21 protein-coding genes are annotated in these 22789 nt (G+C 40.2%); 20 read left to right on the top strand and 1 reads right to left on the bottom strand.

Annotation, left to right across the window (positions count from 1 at the left end; all coding sequences use genetic code 11):
* The first annotated feature begins 10 nt into the window (after positions 1-10).
* The 9 genes from der to recG all read left to right on the top strand — a co-directional run bounded on the left by der (position 11) and on the right by recG (position 10406).
* Positions 11-1321, top strand: coding sequence for a ribosome biogenesis GTPase Der (gene der, locus QM865_RS06405; RefSeq protein ID WP_001207696.1), 1311 nt, complete (start codon positions 11-13; stop codon positions 1319-1321).
* 86 nt (positions 1322-1407) lie between these two features.
* On the top strand, positions 1408-1743 hold the full coding sequence (locus QM865_RS06400; protein WP_414306287.1) for a hypothetical protein: 336 nt from the start codon (positions 1408-1410) through the stop codon (positions 1741-1743).
* A 33-nt stretch (positions 1744-1776) separates the two neighbouring features.
* Positions 1777-2067, top strand: coding sequence for a hypothetical protein (locus QM865_RS06395; RefSeq protein ID WP_050222445.1), 291 nt, complete (start codon positions 1777-1779; stop codon positions 2065-2067).
* 145 nt (positions 2068-2212) lie between these two features.
* Complete coding sequence (secA, locus tag QM865_RS06390; protein WP_414306286.1) at positions 2213-4726, top strand: preprotein translocase subunit SecA; 2514 nt, start codon at positions 2213-2215, stop codon at positions 4724-4726.
* Between the two features lie 80 nt (positions 4727-4806).
* Positions 4807-5838, top strand: a complete 1032-nt coding sequence (locus tag QM865_RS06385) for a 3-deoxy-7-phosphoheptulonate synthase (RefSeq protein WP_101782328.1) — start codon at positions 4807-4809, stop codon at positions 5836-5838.
* 1 nt (position 5839) lies between these two features.
* Entirely contained in the window at positions 5840-6871 is a 1032-nt protein-coding gene (locus QM865_RS06380; protein ID WP_101782327.1) for a 3-deoxy-7-phosphoheptulonate synthase, read from the top strand.
* 45 nt (positions 6872-6916) lie between these two features.
* Complete coding sequence (acpS, locus tag QM865_RS06375; RefSeq protein ID WP_180947951.1) at positions 6917-7279, top strand: holo-ACP synthase; 363 nt, start codon at positions 6917-6919, stop codon at positions 7277-7279.
* Positions 7269-8372 (top strand): alanine racemase, encoded by a 1104-nt coding sequence (alr, locus tag QM865_RS06370; protein ID WP_414306285.1) that lies wholly within the window; start codon positions 7269-7271, stop codon positions 8370-8372. The genes acpS and alr overlap by 11 nt, the downstream gene beginning before the upstream one ends.
* Before the next feature lie 18 nt (positions 8373-8390).
* Positions 8391-10406, top strand: a complete 2016-nt coding sequence (gene recG / locus QM865_RS06365) for an ATP-dependent DNA helicase RecG (RefSeq protein WP_101782325.1) — start codon at positions 8391-8393, stop codon at positions 10404-10406.
* Positions 10407-11018: 612 nt separating this feature from the next.
* Here the strand turns inward: recG and QM865_RS06360 are convergent.
* Positions 11019-11960, bottom strand: a complete 942-nt coding sequence (locus QM865_RS06360; RefSeq protein ID WP_101782324.1) for an Rpn family recombination-promoting nuclease/putative transposase — start codon at positions 11958-11960, stop codon at positions 11019-11021.
* Positions 11961-12354: 394 nt separating this feature from the next.
* On the opposite strand from QM865_RS06360, the gene QM865_RS06355 reads away from it, so the two are divergent.
* The 11 genes from QM865_RS06355 to QM865_RS06305 all read left to right on the top strand — a co-directional run bounded on the left by QM865_RS06355 (position 12355) and on the right by QM865_RS06305 (position 22626).
* Positions 12355-13053, top strand: a complete 699-nt coding sequence (locus tag QM865_RS06355; RefSeq protein ID WP_001135679.1) for an N-acetylmannosamine-6-phosphate 2-epimerase — start codon at positions 12355-12357, stop codon at positions 13051-13053.
* A 24-nt stretch (positions 13054-13077) separates the two neighbouring features.
* Positions 13078-13530 carry a YhcH/YjgK/YiaL family protein gene (locus QM865_RS06350; protein ID WP_223330393.1) on the top strand — a complete coding sequence of 151 codons (453 nt, stop codon included), beginning with the start codon at positions 13078-13080 and terminating at the stop codon, positions 13528-13530.
* Positions 13531-13548: 18 nt separating this feature from the next.
* Positions 13549-14886, top strand: coding sequence for an ABC transporter substrate-binding protein (locus QM865_RS06345; protein WP_223330392.1), 1338 nt, complete (start codon positions 13549-13551; stop codon positions 14884-14886).
* A 78-nt stretch (positions 14887-14964) separates the two neighbouring features.
* Positions 14965-15849, top strand: a complete 885-nt coding sequence (locus tag QM865_RS06340) for a carbohydrate ABC transporter permease (protein ID WP_000237987.1) — start codon at positions 14965-14967, stop codon at positions 15847-15849.
* Positions 15849-16682 carry a carbohydrate ABC transporter permease gene (locus tag QM865_RS06335; RefSeq protein WP_000730468.1) on the top strand — a complete coding sequence of 278 codons (834 nt, stop codon included), beginning with the start codon at positions 15849-15851 and terminating at the stop codon, positions 16680-16682. Before QM865_RS06340 ends, QM865_RS06335 begins: the two co-directional genes overlap by 1 nt.
* A gap of 16 nt (positions 16683-16698) precedes the next feature.
* Positions 16699-18792 carry a neuraminidase NanB gene (gene nanB / locus QM865_RS06330; protein WP_414306284.1) on the top strand — a complete coding sequence of 698 codons (2094 nt, stop codon included), beginning with the start codon at positions 16699-16701 and terminating at the stop codon, positions 18790-18792.
* 12 nt (positions 18793-18804) lie between these two features.
* Positions 18805-19908: a Gfo/Idh/MocA family protein gene (locus QM865_RS06325; protein ID WP_000241736.1), complete on the top strand. Its 1104-nt coding sequence runs from the start codon at positions 18805-18807 to the stop codon at positions 19906-19908.
* A 68-nt stretch (positions 19909-19976) separates the two neighbouring features.
* Positions 19977-20894, top strand: coding sequence for a dihydrodipicolinate synthase family protein (locus QM865_RS06320; RefSeq protein WP_001281522.1), 918 nt, complete (start codon positions 19977-19979; stop codon positions 20892-20894).
* Between the two features lie 17 nt (positions 20895-20911).
* On the top strand, positions 20912-21808 hold the full coding sequence (locus QM865_RS06315) for an ROK family protein (RefSeq protein ID WP_414306283.1): 897 nt from the start codon (positions 20912-20914) through the stop codon (positions 21806-21808).
* Positions 21809-21998: 190 nt separating this feature from the next.
* The gene (locus tag QM865_RS06310; RefSeq protein WP_000951984.1) at positions 21999-22286 is read left to right on the top strand and encodes a hypothetical protein; all 288 of its coding nucleotides are present in this window, start codon (positions 21999-22001) and stop codon (positions 22284-22286) included.
* On the top strand, positions 22276-22626 hold the full coding sequence (locus tag QM865_RS06305) for a type II toxin-antitoxin system RelE/ParE family toxin (RefSeq protein WP_224218629.1): 351 nt from the start codon (positions 22276-22278) through the stop codon (positions 22624-22626). Before QM865_RS06310 ends, QM865_RS06305 begins: the two co-directional genes overlap by 11 nt.
* The last annotated feature ends 163 nt before the right edge of the window (positions 22627-22789 follow it).

The raw sequence follows: 22789 nt of genomic DNA, 5'->3' as shown, positions 1-22789 counted from the left end.
GTGAGAAATTATGGCCCTACCAACTATTGCCATTGTAGGACGTCCCAATGTTGGGAAATCAACCCTATTTAATCGGATCGCTGGTGAGCGAATCTCCATTGTAGAAGATGTCGAAGGAGTGACACGTGACCGTATCTATGCAACGGGTGAGTGGCTCAATCGTTCGTTTAGCATGATTGATACAGGAGGAATTGATGATGTCGATGCTCCTTTCATGGAACAAATCAAGCACCAGGCAGAAATTGCCATGGAAGAAGCCGATGTTATCGTCTTTGTCGTGTCTGGTAAGGAAGGAATTACCGATGCAGACGAATACGTAGCCCGTAAGCTTTATAAGACCCACAAACCAGTTATCCTCGCAGTTAACAAGGTGGACAACCCTGAGATGCGAAATGATATCTATGATTTCTATGCCCTCGGTTTGGGTGAACCACTGCCTATCTCATCTGTCCATGGTATCGGTACAGGGGATGTGCTAGACGCCATCGTAGAAAATCTTCCAAATGAATATGAAGAAGAAAACCCAGATGTCATTAAGTTTAGCTTGATTGGTCGTCCTAATGTTGGAAAATCAAGCTTGATCAATGCTATCTTGGGAGAAGACCGTGTCATTGCCAGTCCAGTTGCTGGAACAACGCGTGACGCCATTGATACCCACTTTACAGATACAGATGGTCAAGAGTTTACCATGATTGATACGGCTGGTATGCGTAAGTCTGGTAAGGTTTATGAAAATACCGAGAAATACTCTGTCATGCGTGCCATGCGTGCTATTGACCGCTCAGATGTGGTCTTGATGGTTATCAATGCGGAAGAAGGCATTCGTGAATACGACAAGCGTATCGCAGGATTTGCCCATGAAGCTGGTAAAGGGATGATTATCGTGGTCAATAAGTGGGATACACTTGAAAAAGATAACCACACTATGAAAAACTGGGAAGAAGATATCCGTGAGCAGTTCCAATATCTACCTTACGCACCGATTATCTTTGTATCTGCTTTGACCAAGCAACGTCTCCACAAACTGCCTGAGATGATTAAGCAAATCAGCGAAAGTCAAAATACACGTATTCCATCAGCTGTCTTGAACGATGTCATCATGGATGCCATTGCCATCAACCCAACACCGACAGACAAAGGGAAACGTCTTAAGATTTTCTACGCGACCCAAGTGGCAACCAAGCCACCAACCTTTGTCATCTTTGTCAATGAAGAAGAACTCATGCACTTTTCTTACCTGCGTTTCTTGGAAAATCAAATCCGCAAGGCCTTTGTCTTTGAAGGAACACCAATCCATCTCATCGCAAGAAAACGCAAATAAAAAAGTAGAATCTGGAATGACATTTCCAGATTTTTTTGATAGAATGAAGGTAAAGAAAACGCTATCAAATAGAGAGGGGGCTGATGATGAAACATTTGTTTAAATTGATAATCCTATTTCCCTGGTTTTACTTTTTCAGCTGGATTGAAAAGGCCGATAGAGATAGTAAATTTTTCCCAATTTTTTACTATTTTTACTGGTTTTACATCCCCCTCTATGCTCTTTTTAGCCTTGCTTGGACAGTTATTTCAGTTCTGTTTTTCAATATCGTCTTGAGAAATGTGACAGATATCAAGTTATGGGGCATTTGGTTTCTTTTTATTCTGCTAGCTATTGGTCTGAATAGGTTAACTTATTTCTGTTTCAAAAACATGTTTCGCTTGAGGCGGGAACTAGGACAATCTAAAGGCGAAAGGCATTGATTTATATCGGTTTTTATTTATAGGAGGTAGCTTATGGCACATCTAAAATCATTTATTACACGCTATTCTAAGGTCTATATTGGTTTAGTTCTGCTGATCTGGCTGGCTTTCTTCTTTCTTCCTTGGGATAAACCAGTTCTGGGAATATCTATCAATCTCTTAATCATGCAGAAAGTTTTACTAGTTTTTGGAATTCTGTCGATTTTGATGGCCTTGCTGTCCAAGAAAGTCAGTCTCTTTGTTTTTGGATTGATCTGCTGTTTTTCTCTTTGGATAAATCTATTTATCCTATTTGCGATTTTGCCGATTTTTGTTGGCAATTAAATCATCATAAAAGTCAGAGAGGTTAGCTTGGAAACTAACCTCTTTTTCCTTTTCAAAATGGGGATTCTTCCTTGAAAATAATCAGTAATTGTGCTAAAATTAAAAGAACATTCTAAAATATTCGGAATTTAAAGTAAGGAAAAACATGGCTAATATTTTAAAAACAATTATCGAAAATGATAAAGGAGAAATCCGTCGTCTGGAAAAGATGGCTGACAAGGTTTTCAAATACGAAGACCAAATGGCTGCTTTGACTGATGACCAACTAAAAGCAAAAACAGTTGAATTTAAAGAACGTTATCAAAATGGAGAATCACTGGATTCATTGCTTTATGAAGCATTTGCGGTTGTCCGTGAAGGTGCTAAACGTGTCCTAGGTCTATTCCCATATAAGGTTCAGGTCATGGGGGGAATCGTTCTTCACCATGGTGACGTGCCAGAAATGCGTACAGGGGAAGGGAAAACCTTGACTGCGACCATGCCCGTATACCTCAATGCCCTTTCAGGTAAAGGGGTTCACGTAGTTACGGTCAATGAATATCTATCTGAACGTGACGCGACTGAGATGGGTGAATTGTACTCATGGCTTGGTTTGTCAGTAGGGATTAACTTGGCTGCCAAATCTCCAATGGAGAAAAAAGAAGCCTATGAGTGTGATATTACCTACTCAACCAACTCAGAAATCGGATTTGACTACCTTCGTGATAACATGGTCGTTCGCGCTGAAAACATGGTACAACGTCCGCTTAACTATGCCTTGGTCGATGAGGTTGACTCAATCTTGATTGACGAGGCCCGTACACCTTTGATCGTATCAGGTGCTAACGCAGTTGAAACCAGTCAGTTGTATCACATGGCAGACCACTATGTAAAATCTTTGGATAAAGACGACTACATCATCGATGTGCAGTCTAAAACTATTGGTTTGTCTGATTCAGGGATTGACAAGGCCGAAAGCTACTTCAAGCTTGAAAACCTCTATGACATCGAAAACGTAGCTCTGACTCACTTTATCGATAATGCCCTTCGTGCTAACTACATCATGCTTCTCGATATTGACTATGTGGTGAGCGAAGAACAAGAAATCTTGATCGTTGACCAATTTACAGGTCGTACCATGGAAGGTCGTCGTTATTCTGATGGATTGCACCAAGCCATTGAAGCCAAAGAAGGTGTGCCAATTCAGGATGAAACCAAGACATCTGCCTCAATCACTTACCAAAACCTTTTCCGTATGTACAAGAAATTGTCTGGTATGACAGGTACAGGTAAGACTGAGGAAGAAGAATTCCGTGAAATTTACAACATTCGTGTTATTCCAATCCCAACAAACCGTCCTGTTCAACGTATTGACCACTCAGACCTTCTTTATGCAAGTATCGAGGCTAAGTTTAAGGCGGTTGTCGAAGACGTTAAGGCTCGTTACCAAAAAGGTCAGCCTGTCTTGGTTGGTACAGTAGCGGTTGAAACCAGTGATTACATATCTAAGAAATTGGTCGCAGCTGGCGTTCCTCACGAAGTCTTAAATGCCAAAAACCACTATAAAGAAGCCCAAATCATCATGAATGCTGGTCAACGTGGTGCTGTTACCATTGCGACTAACATGGCCGGTCGTGGTACTGACATCAAGCTTGGTGAAGGGGTTCGCGAATTGGGTGGACTTTGTGTTATTGGTACAGAACGTCATGAAAGCCGTCGTATCGATAACCAGCTTCGTGGACGTTCAGGTCGTCAAGGAGACCCAGGTGAGTCACAATTTTACCTATCTCTTGAAGATGATTTGATGAAACGTTTTGGTTCTGAACGCTTGAAGGGAATCTTTGAACGCTTGAATATGTCTGAAGAGGCGATTGAGTCTCGTATGTTGACACGTCAGGTCGAAGCAGCGCAAAAACGTGTCGAAGGAAATAACTACGATACTCGTAAACAAGTCCTTCAATACGATGATGTTATGCGTGAACAACGTGAGATTATCTACGCTCAACGCTACGACGTTATCACTGCAGATCGTGACTTGGCACCTGAAATTCACTCTATGATCAAACGCACGATTGGTCGTGTCGTTGATGGTCATGCGCGTTCAAAACAAGATGAAAAACTAGAAGCAATTTTAAACTTTGCTAAGTATAACTTGCTTCCTGAAGATTCTATTTCTGTTGAAGACTTGTCAGGCTTGTCTGATAAGGCTATTAAGGAAGAACTCTTCCAACGTGCCTTGAAGGTTTACGATAGTCAAGTTTCAAAACTACGCGATGAAGAAGCAGTCAAAGAATTCCAAAAAGTCTTGATTCTACGAGTTGTAGATAACAAGTGGACAGATCATATCGATGCCCTTGATCAATTGCGTAACGCGGTTGGACTTCGTGGCTATGCTCAGAACAACCCAGTTGTTGAGTATCAGGCAGAAGGTTTCCGTATGTTTAATGATATGATTGGTTCGATTGAGTTTGATGTGACACGTTTGATGATGAAAGCACAAATTCATGAACAAGAAAGACCACAAGCAGAACACCATATCAGTACAACAGCGACTCGCAATATCGCTGCCCACCAAGCAAATATGCCTGAAGATTTGGATTTGAGCCAGATTGGACGGAATGAACTTTGCCCATGTGGTTCTGGTAAGAAGTTTAAAAACTGTCACGGTAAAAGACAATAAAATGAGATAGTTTAGAGGCGGATACCTTGTGAAAAGTAAATTTTTACTTGGTATCCGTTTGCTTTATAAGGAGATGAGTTATGGTATTTACAGCAAAAAGTCCTAAAATTAATATTGAAGAAGTTCGTGCCTTATCAAAATTAGAAGGCCAAGCTTTGGAGAGAAAATCACAGCGCGATCAAGAGCTAGAAGCCATTATACGTGGAGAAGATCAGCGAATTCTCTTGGTAATCGGGCCATGCTCATCTGACAATGAAGAAGCTGTCCTTGAGTACGCTAAGCGTTTGGCAGTCTTACAAGAAGAAGTCGCAGACCGTATCTTTATGGTTATGCGTGTTTATACAGCCAAACCTCGTACCAACGGGGATGGCTATAAGGGCTTGATTCACCAGCCTAATGCGACAGAAGCACCAAGCCTCATCAACGGAATCAAAGCTGTTCGCCATCTTCACTATCGTGTCATTACAGAAACAGGCATGACAACAGCTGATGAAATGCTTTATCCTGAAAATCTTCCACTTGTGGATGATTTGATTTCTTACATGGCAGTTGGTGCTCGTTCAGTTGAAGACCAGCAACACCGCTTTGTGGCAAGTGGGGCAGATTTCGCGACTGGTTTTAAAAATCCAACCTCTGGAAATCTCAATGTTATGTTTAATGGGATTTATGCTGCTCAAAACAAACAAAGCTTCCTTTTCCTAGGAAAAGAAGTGGAAACAACTGGAAACCCGCTTTCGCACGCCATTCTTCGTGGAGCGATTAATGAGTATGGTAAGAATATTCCTAATTACTACTATGATAATTTGATGGATACCATTGCCCAGTATGAGAAAATGGTCTTGGAAAATCCCTTTATCATTGTGGACACCAATCATGACAACTCTGGTAAGCAATATATGGACCAGATTCGAATTGTCCGCCAGACCTTGATTAACCGTGATTGGAATGAAAAAATCAAGCAGTACGTTCGTGGCTTTATGATTGAGTCTTATCTAGAAGACGGCCGTCAAAACGAACCAGAAGTATTTGGCAAGTCTATCACAGACCCTTGCCTTGGCTGGGAAAATACGGAAGCTCTTGTCAGAGAAATCTACCAAACGTTAGGAGAATAAGATGGCATTTATTGAAAAAGGTCAAGAAATCGATATTGAAGCAATCAAGGCAGAAACTCAATTGTCTGCGAAAGCATTGCGCCTAAAGGAGCGCCGTGACAGAGAATTGGCAGACATCATTTCAGGAGAAGATGACCGAATCCTTTTGGTGATTGGTCCGTGCTCTTCTGATAATGAAGAAGCTGTCTTGGAATACGCCCGCCGTTTATCTGCCTTGCAAAAGAAGGTGGCGGACAAGATTTTCATGGTTATGCGTGTTTATACTGCTAAACCTCGTACCAATGGAGACGGTTATAAAGGTTTGGTTCACCAGCCAGATACTTCTAAGGCTCCAAGCCTGATTAACGGCTTGCAGGCTGTGCGCCAGTTGCACTACCGCGTGATTACAGAGACTGGTTTGACAACGGCAGATGAGATGCTTTATCCGTCAAATCTGGTCTTGGTAGATGATTTGGTCAGCTACCATGCTGTTGGGGCTCGTTCTGTGGAAGACCAAGAGCACCGCTTTGTGGCATCAGGGATTGATGCACCAGTGGGGATGAAAAATCCAACCTCTGGAAATCTTGGTGTTATGTTTAACGGTATCTATGCTGCCCAAAACAAACAGACCTTCCTTTTCCATGGTCAAGAAGTTGAGACTTCAGGAAATCCTTTGGCCCACGTCATCCTTCGTGGGGCAGTCAATGAATATGGGAAAAATGAGCCTAACTTTTACTATGAAACCTTGTTAAATGCTATTGAACGTTATGAGGCAATGGGACTTGAAAATCCTTTTATCCTCATTGATACCAACCATGATAACTCAGGCAAGCAATATATGGAGCAGATTCGAGTGGTTCGTAAGACCTTGCAAAATCGTGATTGGAACGAGAAAATCAAAAAGACAGTTCGAGGCTTTATGATTGAATCTTACCTAGCAGATGGTCGCCAAAACCAACCAGAGGTCTTTGGTTGCTCTATTACAGACCCTTGCCTAGGTTGGGAAAATACAGAGGCTTTGGTAGAAGAAATCTATGCTACCTTGACAAAATAAGTGAAAAGGATGGAGTTGGGGGAATCTCAACTCCTTTTGATGAGAATGATAGTTGGACACGGAATTGACATCGAAGAATTGGCTTCGATAGAAAGAGCAGTTGCACGACATGAAGGATTTGCTAAGCGCGTGCTGACCGCTAAGGAAATGGAACGGTTTAACAGTCTTAAAGGACGTCGGCAGATTGAATATTTGGCTGGTCGCTGGTCGGCTAAGGAGGCCTTTTCCAAGGCTATGGGAATGGGTATTGGCAAGCTCGGTTTTCAGAATTTGGAAGTCTTGAACAATGAACGTGGGGCGCCTTATTTTAGTCAGTCACCATTTTCAGGAAAGATTTGGCTCTCTATCAGCCATACAGATCAGTTTGTGACAGCCAGTGTCATTTTGGAGGAAAATCATGAAAGCTAGTCCACATAGACCAACCAAGGCTCTGATTCATCTTGGAGCTATTCGACAAAATATTCAGCAAATGGGGGCTCATATACCTGAAGGAACGCTCAAGTGGGCTGTGGTCAAGGCCAATGCTTACGGGCATGGGGCAGTAGCTGTTGCCAAGGCGATTCAAGATGATGTTGATGGTTTTTGCGTTTCCAATATTGATGAAGCTATTGAACTCAGACAGGCTGGACTAAGCAAGAAAATCCTCATTTTAGGAGTTTCTGAAATCGAAACTGTTGCTCTAGCTAAAGAATACGACATCATCTTGACAGTGGCTGGGCTGGAGTGGATCCAAGCGCTCTTAGCTAGAGAAGCAGACCTATCAGGTTTGACAGTCCACCTCAAGATTGACTCAGGCATGGGACGGATTGGTTTTAGAGAGGCCAGTGAAGCTAATCAGGCTCAAGACTTGCTCAAGCAACATGGTGCTCGCGTTGAAGGGATTTTTACCCACTTTGCGACTGCGGATGAGGAATCAGATATCTACTTTAATGAGCAGTTAGAACGGTTTAAAGCTATTTTGGCCAGTATGAAAGGTCTTCCAGAGCTGGTTCATGCCAGCAACTCGGCAACGACTCTATGGCATGCAGAGACTATTTTCAATGCCGTCCGTATGGGAGATGCCATGTATGGTCTCAATCCGAGCGGAGAAGTCTTGGACTTACCCTATGACTTGAAACCAGCCTTGACCTTGGAATCTGCCTTGGTTCATGTCAAGACAGTTCCAGCTGGAGCCTGCATGGGCTATGGAGCCACCTATCAGGCAGATAGCGAGCAAGTCATTGCGACGGTGCCAATCGGCTATGCGGACGGCTGGACACGTGATATGCAAAATTTCGCTGTTTTAGTAGATAGGCAAGCTTGCCCAATCGTTGGGCGGGTTTCTATGGACCAAATCACTATTCGTTTGCCTAAGGTTTACCCGCTGGGAACAAAAGTCACCTTGATTGGCTCCAACGGGGATAAGGAAATCACAGCTACTCAGGTAGCAACCTACCGTGGAAGCATTAACTATGAGGTGGTTTGTCTCCTCAGCGACCGCATTCCGAGAGAGTATTATTAGAAAAGAAAGGAGTGGAGCATGAATCTACATCAACCCTTGCATGTCTTGCCTGGTGTGGGACCAAAGTCAGCAGAAAAATACGCCAAACTAGGAATTGAAAACTTGCAAGATCTCTTGCTCTACTTTCCTTTCCGTTATGAAGATTTCAAAACCAAGCAAGTGCTGGAGTTGGAAGACGGAGAAAAGGCGGTTCTGTCTGGTCAAGTAGTGACTCCTGCTAGTGTCCAGTACTATGGTTTTAAGCGCAATCGTCTGCGCTTTAGCCTCAAGCAGGGAGAAGTCGTTTTTGCGGTGAATTTCTTTAACCAGCCCTATCTAGCAGATAAGATAGAGTTGGGTGCAACTCTTGCTGTTTTTGGAAAATGGGACCGTGCCAAGGCTAGTCTGACTGGGATGAAGGTCTTAGCTCAGGTGGAAGATGACCTCCAGCCTGTCTATCGTCTGGCTCAGGGAATCAGTCAGGCCAGTTTGGTCAAGGTTATCAAGACGGCCTTTGATCAGGGGTTGGACCTCTTGATTGAGGAAAATTTGCCCCAGTCCTTGCTGGACAAATACAAACTCATGTCCCGTTGTCAGGCCGTTCGTGCCATGCATTTTCCTAAGGATTTGGCGGAATACAAGCAGGCCCTTCGCCGTATCAAGTTTGAGGAACTCTTTTATTTCCAAATGCAATTGCAGACCCTCAAGTCTGAAAATAGAGTTCAGGGAAGCGGTTTGGTTCTGAATTGGTCTCAGGAAAAAGTGACGGCTGTTAAAGAAAGTCTGCCTTTTGCCCTGACCCCAGCTCAAGAAAAGAGTTTGCAGGAAATTTTGACAGACATGAAGTCCGACCACCACATGAATCGTCTCCTGCAAGGGGATGTGGGGAGTGGAAAAACAGTCGTCGCTGGCTTGGCCATGTTTGCGGCGGTGACAGCTGGCTATCAGGCAGCCCTCATGGTACCGACAGAAATCCTTGCAGAGCAGCATTTTGAGAGTTTGAAGGGACTTTTTCAAGACTTGAAATTAGCTCTCTTGACAGGTTCCTTGAAGGCTGCAGAAAAGAGAGAAGTCTTGGAGACCATTGTCAAGGGTGAGGCTGATTTGATTATAGGAACTCACGCTCTGATACAGGATGGGGTGGAGTATGCTCGTCTTGGTTTGATTATTATCGATGAGCAGCACCGTTTTGGTGTGGGTCAAAGGCGGATTTTACGGGAAAAAGGCGACAATCCAGACGTACTCATGATGACGGCAACTCCCATTCCACGGACGCTGGCCATCACAGCCTTTGGAGATATGGATGTTTCCATTATCGACCAGATGCCAGCAGGACGGAAGCCTATTGTGACACGTTGGATTAAGCATGAGCAACTACCACAGGTCTTGACCTGGTTAGAGGGAGAAATCCAAAAAGGTTCTCAAGCCTATGTTATCTCTCCCTTGATTGAAGAATCAGAAGCTCTGGATTTGAAAAATGCTATTGCTTTATCTGAGGAGCTGACAGCTCATTTTGCAGGAAAGGCTGAAGTGGCTCTTCTACATGGTAAGATGAAGAGTGACGAAAAAGACCAGATCATGCAGGATTTCAAAGAGAGAAAAACAGATATTCTGGTTTCAACAACGGTTATCGAGGTCGGGGTTAATGTTCCCAATGCGACCGTCATGATTATCATGGATGCCGATCGCTTTGGTCTGAGCCAGCTTCATCAGCTCAGAGGTCGTGTTGGTCGGGGAGATAAGCAGTCCTATGCTGTTCTCGTTGCCAATCCCAAGACTGATTCTGGGAAAGACCGCATGCGCATCATGACAGAAACCACCAATGGATTTGTCCTTGCGGAGGAAGATTTGAAAATGCGGGGTTCAGGTGAGATTTTTGGAACCAGACAATCAGGTCTCCCAGAATTCCAAGTGGCTGATATTATCGAAGATTTTCCGATTTTAGAAGAAGCCAGAAAGGTTGCTAGCTACATTAGTTCTATTGAAGGCTGGCAAGAGGATCCAGAATGGCGCATGATTGCCCTTCATTTGGAGAAGAAAGAACATCTAGATTAAGCTTTCTCTAAGGAAATCTTAAGCTAGCTTTCAGGTTTGGTCCTTATACTAGAGTCATCAAAAAGAAACGAGGACTCTCACATGACAGTAACGATTAAAGTAAATTACCAAACCACTTTCCAGAAGAAAGAAGCAACAAAATAAGATTGAACAGGAGAAAAAGGGCAGAAATGCTCTTTTTTTGTTTCTAAAAGCACAATTTATTGAATCTAAAATAGCACACTGCGGATTCTAAAAAAATTCTAGAAATTATAGTAGATTGAATCCGAAATAGTTCACCGAGTTTTCTAAAACATTGCTAGAAATTAGCTTGAATTCCGCAATCAATTTGTTCAGTTTTTATTTCATTTAACTATAATTTGACTTTCCTAATTTCTTTGTTCATATCTTATTTCAATACACCATATCTTACTATTTCAGAGCCCGCATCTAGCATAACTAAAAAAACAGATTCTTCCATCTATTACGGAAAAATCTGTCATTGATTTAATGATTTACAAAAACTCCAACCACGGCTTGCGAACCTTATCTTTGCTGGTTTCTCTGTATTTTTTGAGTTCCAAGAATGCCATCTTGACTAGATGGTGTTCCTGTCCATTGTTTGTGATTGTCTTAATCTTTCAATAACGCCTCAAACTCAGCGACAGTCATACCCAATTGATCACTTGCAAATTCGGAAGTTAAAACATGTTGGCGTACCATATCCAGAAATGCAAAAAGTTTCCCTTCTTCTCTTCCTTCAACTTTCCCACGCTCCAGTCCCTGTTCAATACCACGTTCCAATCCCTGTTCAATCCCTTCCGCCCTAGCAGTCTCCAAGGCATAATCCTGAGCCAATAACGCTTGTTCTTCACGCATACGTAGTTGACTAAACATTTTCCTGTCCTCCTCGGACCAGCTCTTGTAGTCTAGCAGTTGATCTGCCTGGCTAATGGCTCGCTCGGGTTGCTGGGTAAAGGGTTTATTACCGAAAAACTCCAACCACGGTTTGCGAATGCTATCTTTGCTGGTTTCTCTATATTTTTTTAATTCCAAGAACGCCATCTTGACTAGATGGTTTTCTTGTCCGTTGTTTGTGATGGTTAAGACCTCACCTGTCGTATCTTCTCGCATACTAAAGCTATGAAAAGCCAGGTCATCTGAGAAATAATTACTATCCACAATAGCGATTGCGTAAACAGGAGCGATATGCTTGTAACTCTGGTGGGTGTCACCTTCACGTTGGCGAATTTTCTCAAGATTCTGATTGACCTGACTACATAGATAAGCCCACAAGCGATTGATGAAAAAATTCTGATGATGTACTTGTATTTCGATAATAACCTGTGTTCCATTGTCCAACTCTGCCAAAACGTCTATACTAGTGTAAAAATCCTGAGCCGAGTAGGGCAGGGAAGGTAAGACATGAATATTGCTCCCCTCCAAAATGGTCACATTTTTGGCTGGCAAGTCCAGCATATCGCGAATAAATTGACAAGTGATTTCTGGATTGCTAAAGATTTTCTTAGCAACCAAGTCATTGGTTGGGCTGATGCCCGGATGTCTTAAAATCATCCATTTCCTCCTTCTATTATACCATAGTTTGAAATCTAATTTTGTTAGATTCGATGGTTCTATCTATTTATTCGGAAAAAAGCGTAACTTTTCAAAGTAACTTCCATCTCTCTCCCAAAACTGGAAATTAGTTTTAGAAGTTACCCAATGAAAATCAAAGAGCAAACTAGGAAACTAGCCGCAGGCTGTACTTGAGTACTGCAAGGCAACGTTGACGTGGTTTGAAGAGATTTTCTAAGAGTATAAGATAGATGACTTCTCTGAAACTACTTTCAGAAACAGCTGTTCTATAAAATACTTTTGAAACTGTAATCTATCCTACTACAAAGTATTGAAAGCGCTTCATAAATGATATATAATCAACTCATAAGAACAAAGAAAAGGAGGAAAGAGGATGCCACAGATTACTAAAGAAGCTTTGATTGCACAAATCAAAGATGGAATCATCGTTTCTTGTCAGGCCCTTCCTCACGAACCGCTTTATACAGAAGCGGGAGGAGTCATTCCCTTGCTGGTCAAAGCGGCTGAGCAAGGTGGAGCAGTCGGTATCCGAGCAAACAGTGTTCGCGATATCAAGGAAATCAAGGAGGTTACCAACCTTCCAATCATTGGGATAATTAAACGAGATTATCCACCACAAGAACCCTTCATCACTGCTACTATGAAAGAAGTTGATGAATTGGCAGAACTGGACATCGAGGTGATTGCTCTGGATTGTACCAAGCGTGAACGCTATGATGGTTTGGAGATCCAAGAGTTCATTCGTCAGGTTAAGGAGAAATATCCTAACCAGCTCTTGATGGCTGATACAAGTACTTTCGAGGAAGGATTGGCAGCTGTTGAAGCAGGAATTGACTTTGTCGGAACAACCTTATCAGGATACACGTCTTACAGTCCAAAAGTGGATGGTCCCGATTTTGAATTAATCAAAAAACTCTGTGATGCCGGTGTAGATGTCATTGCAGAAGGGAAAATTCATACACCAGAACAAGCCAAACAAATCCTGGGATACGGAGTGCGAGGCATCGTTGTTGGTGGCGCTATTACTAGACCAAAAGAGATTACAGAACGCTTCGTTGCTGGTCTTAAATAACAAATAAAGAAAGGGGGATTGAGTATGATTATCACTAAAATCAGTCGTTTAGGAACTTATGTGGGAGTCAATCCACATTTTGCAACATTAATAGATTTTCTAGAAAAAACAGGACTAGAAAATTTAACAGAAGGTCCGATTGATATCGATGGTGATCGATTGTTTGGAAATTGCTTTACTTATCTAGCAGACGGTCAAGCAGGAGCCTTCTTTGAAACTCACCAAAAATATTTGGATATTCATTTAGTTTTGGAAAACGAAGAAGCCATGGCTGTTACGTCGCCGGAAAATGTAAGCGTTACCCAAAAATATGATGATGAGAAAGATATTGAATTATACACAGGGGAAGTGGAACAGTTAGTTCATTTGAGAGCTGGCGAATGCCTCATCACTTTTCCAGAAGATTTACATCAACCGAAGGTTCGTATAAATGATGAACCTGTGAAAAAAGTTGTCTTTAAAGTTGCGATTTCTTAATGTAGAAAGGGAAGAACAATGAAAAAAATGAGAAAGTTTTTATGTCTAGCTGGAGTTGCGCTAGCAGCCGTTGCCTTGGTAGCTTGTTCAGGAAAGAAAGAAACTACAGCTGACACTGAACCGCCGACAGAATTATCTGGTGAGATTACAATGTGGCACTCCTTTACTCAAGGACCACGTTTAGAAAGTATTCAAAAATCAGCAGATGCTTTCATGCAAAAGCATCCAAAAACGAAAATCAAGATTGAAACATTCTCTTGGAATGACTTCTATACTAAATGGACTACAGGTTTAGCAAATGGAAATGTGCCAGATATCAGTACAGCCCTTCCTAACCAAGTAATGGAAATGGTAAACTCAGATGCTTTGGTTCCACTAAACGATTCTATCAAGCGTATTGGACAGGATAAATTTAACGAAACTGCCTTAAATGAAGCAAAAATCGGGAATGATTACTACTCTGTTCCTCTTTATTCACATGCACAAGTCATGTGGGTTAGAACAGATTTGTTAAAAGAACATAATATTGAGGTTCCTAAAACTTGGGATCAACTCTATGAAGCTTCTAAAAAATTGAAAGAAGCTGGAGTTTATGGCTTATCTGTTCCGCTTGGAACAAATGACTTAATGGCAACACGTTTCTTGAACTTCTACGTACGTAGTGGTGGTGGAAGTCTCTTAACAAAAGATCTTAAAGCAGATTTGACAAGTCAACTTGCTCAAGATGGTATTAAATACTGGGTTAAAATGTATAAAGAAATTTCACCTCAAGATTCTTTGAACTTTAATGTCCTTCAACAAGCTACCTTGTTCTATCAAGGAAAAACAGCATTTGACTTTAACTCTGGCTTCCATATTGGAGGAATTAATGCCAACAGTCCTCAATTGATTGATTCGATTGATGCTTATCCTATTCCAAAAATCAAAGAATCTGATAAGGACCAAGGAATTGAAACCTCAAACATTCCAATGGTTGTTTGGAAAAATTCAAAACACCCAGAAGTTGCTAAAGCATTCTTAGAATCACTTTATAACGAAGAAGACTACGTTAAATTCCTTGATTCAACTCCAGTAGGTATGTTGCCAACTATTAAGGGGATTAGCGATTCTGCAGCCTATAAAGAAAATGAAACTCGTAAGAAATTTAAACATGCTGAAGAAGTAATTACTGAAGCTGTTAAAAAAGGTACTGCTATTGGTTATGAAAATGGACCAAGTGTACAAGCTGGTATGTTGACTAACCAACACATTATTGAACAAATGTTCCAAGATATCATTTCAAATGGAACAGATCCTATGAAAGCAGCAAAAGAAGCAGAAAAACAATTAAACGATTTATTTGAGGCTGCTCAGTAGATGTAAAAGACTAGAAAATAGGTGGGCTAGTGAGCTGAAAAGCCCTAGCCCAATCTTGTAAAAGAAGGGAGAAGGAGAATGGTTAAAGAACGTAATTTAACTCGCTGGATATTTGTTTTGCCAGCTATGATTATCGTAGGATTACTCTTTGTTTATCCGTTTTTCTCGAGTATTTTTTATAGCTTTACCAATAAGCATTTGATTATGCCTAATTATAAATTTGTTGGTTTAGCTAACTATAAAGCTGTGCTATCAGATCCCAACTTCTTTAATGCGTTCTTTAATTCAATTAAGTGGACCGTTTTCTCATTAGTTGGTCAAGTTTTAGTAGGGTTTGTATTGGCTTTAGCTCTTCACAGAGTACGCCACTTTAAGAAATTATATAGGACCTTATTGATTGTTCCTTGGGCATTTCCTACAATCGTTATTGCCTTTTCTTGGCAGTGGATTCTAAATGGGGTTTATGGCTACTTACCTAATCTAATCGTAAAATTAGGTTTAATGGATCATACACCTGCATTTTTGACAGATAGTACATGGGCATTCCTATGTTTGGTGTTTATCAACATTTGGTTTGGAGCGCCGATGATTATGGTTAATGTACTTTCAGCTTTGCAAACAGTACCAGAAGAACAATTTGAGGCTGCTAAGATAGATGGTGCTTCAAGTTGGCAGGTGTTCAAGTTTATCGTCTTTCCACATATTAAAGTGGTTGTAGGACTTCTAGTTGTTTTGAGAACTGTATGGATCTTTAATAACTTTGATATCATCTACCTTATTACTGGTGGTGGACCGGCTAATGCTACAACGACGCTTCCAATTTTTGCTTACAACCTAGGTTGGGGAACTAAATTGTTGGGTCGTGCTTCAGCAGTTACAGTATTGCTCTTTATCTTCTTGATGGCGATTTGCTTTATCTACTTTGCTATCATCAGTAAGTGGGAAAAGGAGGGTAGAAAATAATGAAGAAGAAATCCAGTATTTATTTAGATATTCTCTCACATGTACTCTTGATTGGTGCGACCATTGTTGCAATTTTCCCATTGGTATGGATTATCATATCTTCTGTCAAGGGTAAAGGGGAATTAACTCAGTATCCAACACGATTTTGGCCTGAACAATTTACATTAGATTATTTCACTCATGTTATCAACGATTTGCACTTTATTGATAACATTCGAAACAGTTTAATCATTGCCTTAGCTACAACCGTTATTGCGATTATTATTTCTGCTATGGCAGCCTATGGTATTGTTCGATTCTTCCCTAAATTGGGAGCAATCATGTCAAGATTACTCGTCATTACCTACATTTTCCCACCAATTCTGTTAGCAATTCCCTATTCAATTGCCATTGCTAAAGTTGGATTAACAAATAGTTTATTTGGCTTGATGATGGTTTATCTATCTTTTAGTGTTCCATATGCGGTTTGGCTTTTAGTTGGATTTTTCCAAACAGTCCCAATTGGAATTGAAGAAGCAGCTCGAATTGATGGTGCAAATAAATTTGTTACTTTTTATAAAGTTGTACTACCGATTGTAGCACCAGGTATTGTAGCAACAGCTATTTATACATTTATCAATGCTTGGAATGAATTCCTGTATGCTTTGATTTTGATTAACAATACAGGAAAGATGACAGTAGCAGTAGCTCTTCGATCTCTTAACGGTTCAGAAATCCTAGACTGGGGAGATATGATGGCTGCATCTGTTATTGTGGTTCTTCCATCAATCATTTTCTTCTCTATCATCCAAAATAAAATTGCAAGTGGATTGTCAGAAGGATCTGTGAAGTAGACGAAAGAAGGAAAAAATGAATAAGAGAGGTCTTTATTCAAAACTAGGAATTTCTGTTGTAGGTATTAGTCTTTTAATGGGAGTTCCCACTTTGATTCATGCGAATGAATTAAACTATAGTCAACTGTCCATATCTCCTATTTTTCAAGGAAGTTCATATCAACTGAACAATAAGAGTATAGATATCAGCCCTTTGTTATTAGATAAATTATCTGGAGAGAGTCAGACAGTAGTAATGAAATTTAAAGCAGATAAACCAAACTCGCTTCAAGCTTTGTTTGGCCTATCTAATAGTAAAGCAGGCTTTAAAAATAATTACTTTTCAATTTTCATGAGAGATTCTGGTGAGATAGGTGTAGAAATAAGAGACGCCCAAAAGGGAATAAATTATTTATTTTCTAGACCAGCTTCATTATGGGGAAAGCATAAAGGACAGGCAGTTGAAAATACACTAGTATTTGTATCTGATTCTAAAGATAAAACATACACAATGTATGTTAATGGGATAGAAGTGTTCTCTGAAACAGTTGATACATTTTTGCCGATTTCAAATATAAATGGTATAGATAAGGCAACACTAGGAGCTGTTAATCGTGAAGGCAAGGATCATTATCTTGCAAGAGGAAGTATTGATGAAATCAGTCTATTTAATAAAGCAATTAGTGATCAGGAAGTTTCAACTATTCCCTTGTCAAATCCATTTCAGTTAATTTTCCAATCAGGAGATTCTACTCAAGCAAACTATTTTAGAATACCGACATTATATACATTAAGTAGTGGAAGAGTTCTATCAAGTATTGATGCACGTTATGGTGGGACTCATGATTCTAAAAGTAAGATTAATATCGCGACTTCTTATAGTGATGATAATGGGAAAACGTGGAGTGAGCCAACTTTTGCTATGAAGTTTAATGACTATGAGGAGCAGTTAGTTTACTGGCCACGAGATAATAAATTAAAGAATAGTCAAATTAGTGGAAGTGCTTCATTTATAGATTCATCCATTGTTGAAGATAAAAAATCTGGGAAAACGATATTATTAGCTGATGTTATGCCTGCTGGTATCGGAAATAATAATGCAAATAAAGCTGATTCAGGTTTTAAAGAAATAAACGGTCATTATTATTTAAAACTAAAGAAGGATGGAGATAATGATTTCCGTTATACAGTCAGAGAAAATGGTGTCGTTTATGATGAAACAACTAATAAACCTACAAATTATACTATAAATGATAAGTATGAAGTTTTAGAGGGAGGAAAGTCTTTAACAGTTGAACAATATTCGGTTGATTTTGATAGTGGCTCTTTAAGAGAAAGGCATAATGGAAAACAGGTTCCTATGAATGTTTTCTACAAAGATTCGTTATTTAAAGTGACTCCTACTAATTATATAGCAATGACAACTAGTCAGAATAGAGGAGAGAGTTGGGAACAATTTAAGTTATTGCCTCCGTTCTTAGGAGAAAAACATAATGGAACTTACTTATGTCCCGGACAAGGTTTAGCATTAAAATCAAGTAATAGATTAATTTTTGCAACATATACTAGTGGCGAACTAACTTATCTCATTTCTGATGATAGTGGTCAAACATGGAAGAAATCCTCAGCTTCAATTCCGTTCAAGAATGCGACAGCAGAAGCGCAAATGGTTGAAATGAGAGATGGTGTGATTAGAACATTCTTTAGAACTACTACAGGTAAGATTGTCTATATGACTAGTAGAGATTCTGGAGAAACATGGTCAGAAGTTTCGTATATCGATGGAATTCAACAAACTTCATATGGTACACAAGTATCTGCAATTAGATACTCTCAATTAGTTGATGGAAAAGAAGCAGTCATTTTGAGTACACCAAATTCTAGAAATGGCCGTAAGGGAGGTCAATTAGTTGTCGGTTTAGTCAATAAAGAAGATGATAGTATCGATTGGAAATACCACTATGACATTGATTTGCCTTCGTATGGTTATGCTTATTCTGCGATTACAGAATTGCCAAATCATCACATAGGTGTATTGTTTGAAAAATATGATTCATGGTCAAGAAATGAATTGCATTTAAGCAATGTAGTTCAGTATATAGATTTGGAAATTAATGATTTAACAAAATAAAGGAGAAAAAACATGGTTAAATACGGTGTTGTTGGAACAGGATATTTTGGAGCTGAGTTGGCTCGTTATATGCAAAAGAATGATGGAGCAGAGATTACTCTTCTCTATGATCCAGATAATGCAGAGGCTATTGCAGAAGAATTGGGAGCAAAAGTAGCAAGTTCCCTAGATGAGTTGGTTTCTAGCGATGAAGTAGATTGTGTTATCGTCGCAACTCCAAATAATCTTCATAAGGAACCGGTTATTAAGGCTGCACAACATGGCAAAAATGTTTTCTGTGAAAAACCAATTGCGCTTTCTTATCAAGATTGTCGCGAGATGGTAGATGCATGTAAAGAAAATAATGTAACCTTTATGGCAGGACATATTATGAACTTCTTTAATGGTGTCCATCATGCAAAAGAACTAATTAATCAAGGAGTCATCGGAGACGTTCTATATTGTCACACAGCTCGTAATGGTTGGGAAGAACAACAACCGTCAGTATCATGGAAAAAAATTCGTGAAAAATCAGGTGGTCACTTGTATCACCACATCCATGAGTTGGATTGTGTTCAATTCCTTATGGGTGGCATGCCTGAAACTGTAACCATGACAGGTGGAAATGTAGCCCATGAAGGTGAAAATTTCGGTGATGAAGATGATATGATTTTTGTCAATATGGAATTTTCTAATAAGCGTTTTGCCTTGTTAGAATGGGGTTCAGCTTATCGTTGGGGTGAACATTATGTTTTGATTCAAGGAACGAAAGGTGCTATCCGCTTAGACTTATTCAACTGTAAAGGAACTCTTAAGCTAGATGGACAAGAAAGCTATTTCTTGATTCATGAATCACAAGAAGAAGATGATGATCGTACTCGCATCTATCATAGTACAGAGATGGACGGAGCAATTGCTTATGGTAAACCAGGTAAACGTACTCCATTATGGCTATCATCTGTGATCGACAAAGAAATGCGATATCTGCATGAGATTATGCAAGGAGCTCCAGTATCAGAAGAATTTGCAAAACTATTGACAGGTGAAGCTGCTCTAGAAGCAATTGCTACTGCAGATGCTTGTACCCAGTCTATGTTTGAAGATCGCAAAGTAAAATTGTCAGAAATTGTAAAATAAACATAATGTAAAGGGGATGAAAAATTTATTTTCTCCCCTCGTTTCGGAAATAACTTAGGAGAAAATCTATGTCAGATTTAAAAAAATACGAAGGTGTCATTCCAGCCTTCTACGCATGTTATGATGAGCAAGGAGAAGTAAGTCCAGAACGTACGCGTGCCTTGGTTCAATACTTCATTGATAAAGGTGTTCAAGGTCTTTATGTCAATGGTTCTTCTGGTGAATGTATCTACCAAAGCGTTGAAGACCGCAAGTTGATTTTGGAAGAAGTGATGGCAGTTGCCAAAGGTAAATTGACCATTATTGCCCACGTTGCTTGCAATAATACTAAAGATAGTATGGAACTTGCTCGCCACGCAGAAAGCTTGGGTGTAGATGCCATTGCAACAATTCCACCGATTTACTTCCGCTTGCCAGAATACTCAGTTGCCAAATACTGGAATGATATCAGTTCTGCGGCTCCAAATACAGACTACGTGATTTACAACATTCCTCAATTGGCAGGGGTTGCTTTGACGCCAAGCCTTTACACAGAAATGTTGAAAAATCCTCGTGTTATCGGTGTTAAGAACTCTTCTATGCCAGTTCAAGATATCCAAACTTTTGTTAGCCTTGGTGGAGAAGATCATATCGTCTTTAATGGTCCAGATGAGCAGTTCCTAGGAGGACGCCTCATGGGTGCTAAAGCTGGTATCGGTGGTACTTATGGTGCTATGCCAGAACTCTTCTTGAAACTCAATCAGTTGATTGCTGACAAAGATTTGGAAACAGCGCGTGAATTGCAGTATGCTATCAATGCAATCATTGGCAAATTGACTGCTGCACATGGAAATATGTATGGAGTGATTAAAGAAGTCTTGAAGATCAATGAAGGCTTGAATATTGGTTCTGTTCGTTCACCATTGACACCAGTGACTGAAGAAGATCGTCCAGTTGTAGAAGCAGCTGCAGCCTTGATTCGTGAAACCAAGGAGCGCTTCCTCTAATCCATAAGGAGGTATTTATGACACACTACGTTGCAATTGATATCGGTGGAACAAATATCAAATATGGTTTGATCGACCAAGAAGGCCAACTTGTTGAATCGCATGAAATGCCAACAGAGGCGCATAGGGGTGGACCCCATATCTTACAAAAGACCAAAGATATCGTAGCCAGCTATTTAGAAAAAGGTCCAGTAGCAGGTGTTGCTATTTCTTCTGCTGGGATGGTGGATCCAGATAAGGGTGAGATTTTCTATGCTGGGCCTCAAATCCCTAACTACGCAGGCACCCAGTTCAAGAAGGAAATCGAGACTAGCTTTGCGATTCCTTGTGAAATTGAGAATGACGTTAACTGTGCAGGTCTTGCTGAAGCGGTATCTGGTTCAGGCAAGGGAGCGAGTGTGACCCTTTGCTTGACCATTGGAACCGGTATCGGTGGTTGCTTGATTATGGATGGGAAAGTCTTCCATGGATTTAGCAATTCGGCCTGTGAAGTTGGTTATATGCATATGCAGGATGGAGCGTTCCAAGATTTGGCTTCTACGACAGCCTTGGTGGAGTATGTAGCAGCAGGTCATGGAGATCCAGTTGACCAGTGGAATGGTCGTCGTATCTTTAAGGAAGCTACGGAAGGCAATAAACTCTGCATGGCTGGTATTGACCGCATGGTAGATTACCTTGGGAAAGGTCTGGCAAATATTTGCTACGTTGCCAATCCAGAAGTGGTCATTCTCGGTGGTGGTATTATGGGACAAGAGGCTATCCTCAAACCCAAGATCCGTACAGCGTTGAAAGATGCCTTGGTACCAAGCCTAGCTGAAAAAACACGATTAGAATTTGCTCATCACCAAAATACAGCAGGGATGTTGGGTGCTTATTATCATTTTATACTCAATGAAAATCAAAGAGCAAACTAGGAAGCTAGCCGTAGGCAGTACTTGAGTACGGCAAGGCGAAGCTGACGTGGTTTGAATTTGATTTTCGAAGAGTATCAATACAAAACAATCCTAGTTTGGCTCAGCCAAACTAGGATTTTCTAATCAAATTCCCTTGACTTTCTTTATAATCGTGAGATAATAAATAAAATATATAAAGGAGCTATATAAAATGGCTATAGCAAATTCAAATAAAATTGTGACCTTCCAAGCTAATAGAGAATTAGTAAATGATGCCATGGAAGTGTTAAAAGAACAAAATCTCTCTCTTTCATCAGCACTAAGATTATTTTTAAAGAATGTTGCCGTAACAAATGAAGTAGATTTACTGAGTGAAGAGGAATTGGAGAAGGAGTATTTATTTAGACAATTACAAGCAGAAGTTCAAGAAAGTTATGCCAAGATCGAGGCTGGAAATTACTTGACAGATGAGGATGTCGTGACACGCTATGGATTATAAAAAATATAGGATTTTGTATTCTCCTAGGGTGATTGATAGTCTGGATAAAATATATCAGTATATAGCGGAGGAAATCGGTTCTGTAGAGGCTGCGAGACGAAAAGTAGCCAATATTAGAAAAGATATTAATCGGCTAGAAATTTTCCCCCAAGCTGGATTTGATGCTGATGAAAAATTTGGTAAGAAATTGGATCCTCTCTACCAAACGCGAGGATTGACCTTGAGTAAGGATTACATCGTATTATATACAATTGTTGAGGATACCGTCAGACTTGCTTATTTACTCCCTTCAAAAAGTGATTACATGAAATTATTTAAGACTAAGTCAAGATACGACTGATTCATAATCTTGAAGAGGTATGTTTGGTGATGAATAAAAGAGCCTGGGACAAAAGAGTTCTCGACTACAAAAAAGCTAGAGATTTCCAATAGCGGAACCCTAGCTTTTTAATTTTGAGTCGTTCTCTTATTGTATTTTAGGAGGTTATTGGCCATAAGTACCA

Source organism: Streptococcus mitis (assembly GCF_047462815.1).
GTDB lineage: Bacteria > Bacillota > Bacilli > Lactobacillales > Streptococcaceae > Streptococcus > Streptococcus mitis_DO.
Note: the sequence above shows the minus strand (reverse complement) of the source record. Positions and strands in the feature narration are given on the sequence as shown.

Coding starts and splice junctions, on each gene's coding strand:
- der (WP_001207696.1), top strand. CDS start 11: ATGGCCCTACCAACTATTGCCATTGTAGGACGTCCCAATGTTGGGAAA.
- QM865_RS06400 (WP_414306287.1), top strand. CDS start 1,408: ATGAAACATTTGTTTAAATTGATAATCCTATTTCCCTGGTTTTACTTT.
- QM865_RS06395 (WP_050222445.1), top strand. CDS start 1,777: ATGGCACATCTAAAATCATTTATTACACGCTATTCTAAGGTCTATATT.
- secA (WP_414306286.1), top strand. CDS start 2,213: ATGGCTAATATTTTAAAAACAATTATCGAAAATGATAAAGGAGAAATC.
- QM865_RS06385 (WP_101782328.1), top strand. CDS start 4,807: ATGGTATTTACAGCAAAAAGTCCTAAAATTAATATTGAAGAAGTTCGT.
- QM865_RS06380 (WP_101782327.1), top strand. CDS start 5,840: ATGGCATTTATTGAAAAAGGTCAAGAAATCGATATTGAAGCAATCAAG.
- acpS (WP_180947951.1), top strand. CDS start 6,917: ATGATAGTTGGACACGGAATTGACATCGAAGAATTGGCTTCGATAGAA.
- alr (WP_414306285.1), top strand. CDS start 7,269: ATGAAAGCTAGTCCACATAGACCAACCAAGGCTCTGATTCATCTTGGA.
- recG (WP_101782325.1), top strand. CDS start 8,391: ATGAATCTACATCAACCCTTGCATGTCTTGCCTGGTGTGGGACCAAAG.
- QM865_RS06360 (WP_101782324.1), bottom strand. CDS start 11,960: ATGATTTTAAGACATCCGGGCATCAGCCCAACCAATGACTTGGTTGCT.
- QM865_RS06355 (WP_001135679.1), top strand. CDS start 12,355: ATGCCACAGATTACTAAAGAAGCTTTGATTGCACAAATCAAAGATGGA.
- QM865_RS06350 (WP_223330393.1), top strand. CDS start 13,078: ATGATTATCACTAAAATCAGTCGTTTAGGAACTTATGTGGGAGTCAAT.
- QM865_RS06345 (WP_223330392.1), top strand. CDS start 13,549: ATGAAAAAAATGAGAAAGTTTTTATGTCTAGCTGGAGTTGCGCTAGCA.
- QM865_RS06340 (WP_000237987.1), top strand. CDS start 14,965: ATGGTTAAAGAACGTAATTTAACTCGCTGGATATTTGTTTTGCCAGCT.
- QM865_RS06335 (WP_000730468.1), top strand. CDS start 15,849: ATGAAGAAGAAATCCAGTATTTATTTAGATATTCTCTCACATGTACTC.
- nanB (WP_414306284.1), top strand. CDS start 16,699: ATGAATAAGAGAGGTCTTTATTCAAAACTAGGAATTTCTGTTGTAGGT.
- QM865_RS06325 (WP_000241736.1), top strand. CDS start 18,805: ATGGTTAAATACGGTGTTGTTGGAACAGGATATTTTGGAGCTGAGTTG.
- QM865_RS06320 (WP_001281522.1), top strand. CDS start 19,977: ATGTCAGATTTAAAAAAATACGAAGGTGTCATTCCAGCCTTCTACGCA.
- QM865_RS06315 (WP_414306283.1), top strand. CDS start 20,912: ATGACACACTACGTTGCAATTGATATCGGTGGAACAAATATCAAATAT.
- QM865_RS06310 (WP_000951984.1), top strand. CDS start 21,999: ATGGCTATAGCAAATTCAAATAAAATTGTGACCTTCCAAGCTAATAGA.
- QM865_RS06305 (WP_224218629.1), top strand. CDS start 22,276: ATGGATTATAAAAAATATAGGATTTTGTATTCTCCTAGGGTGATTGAT.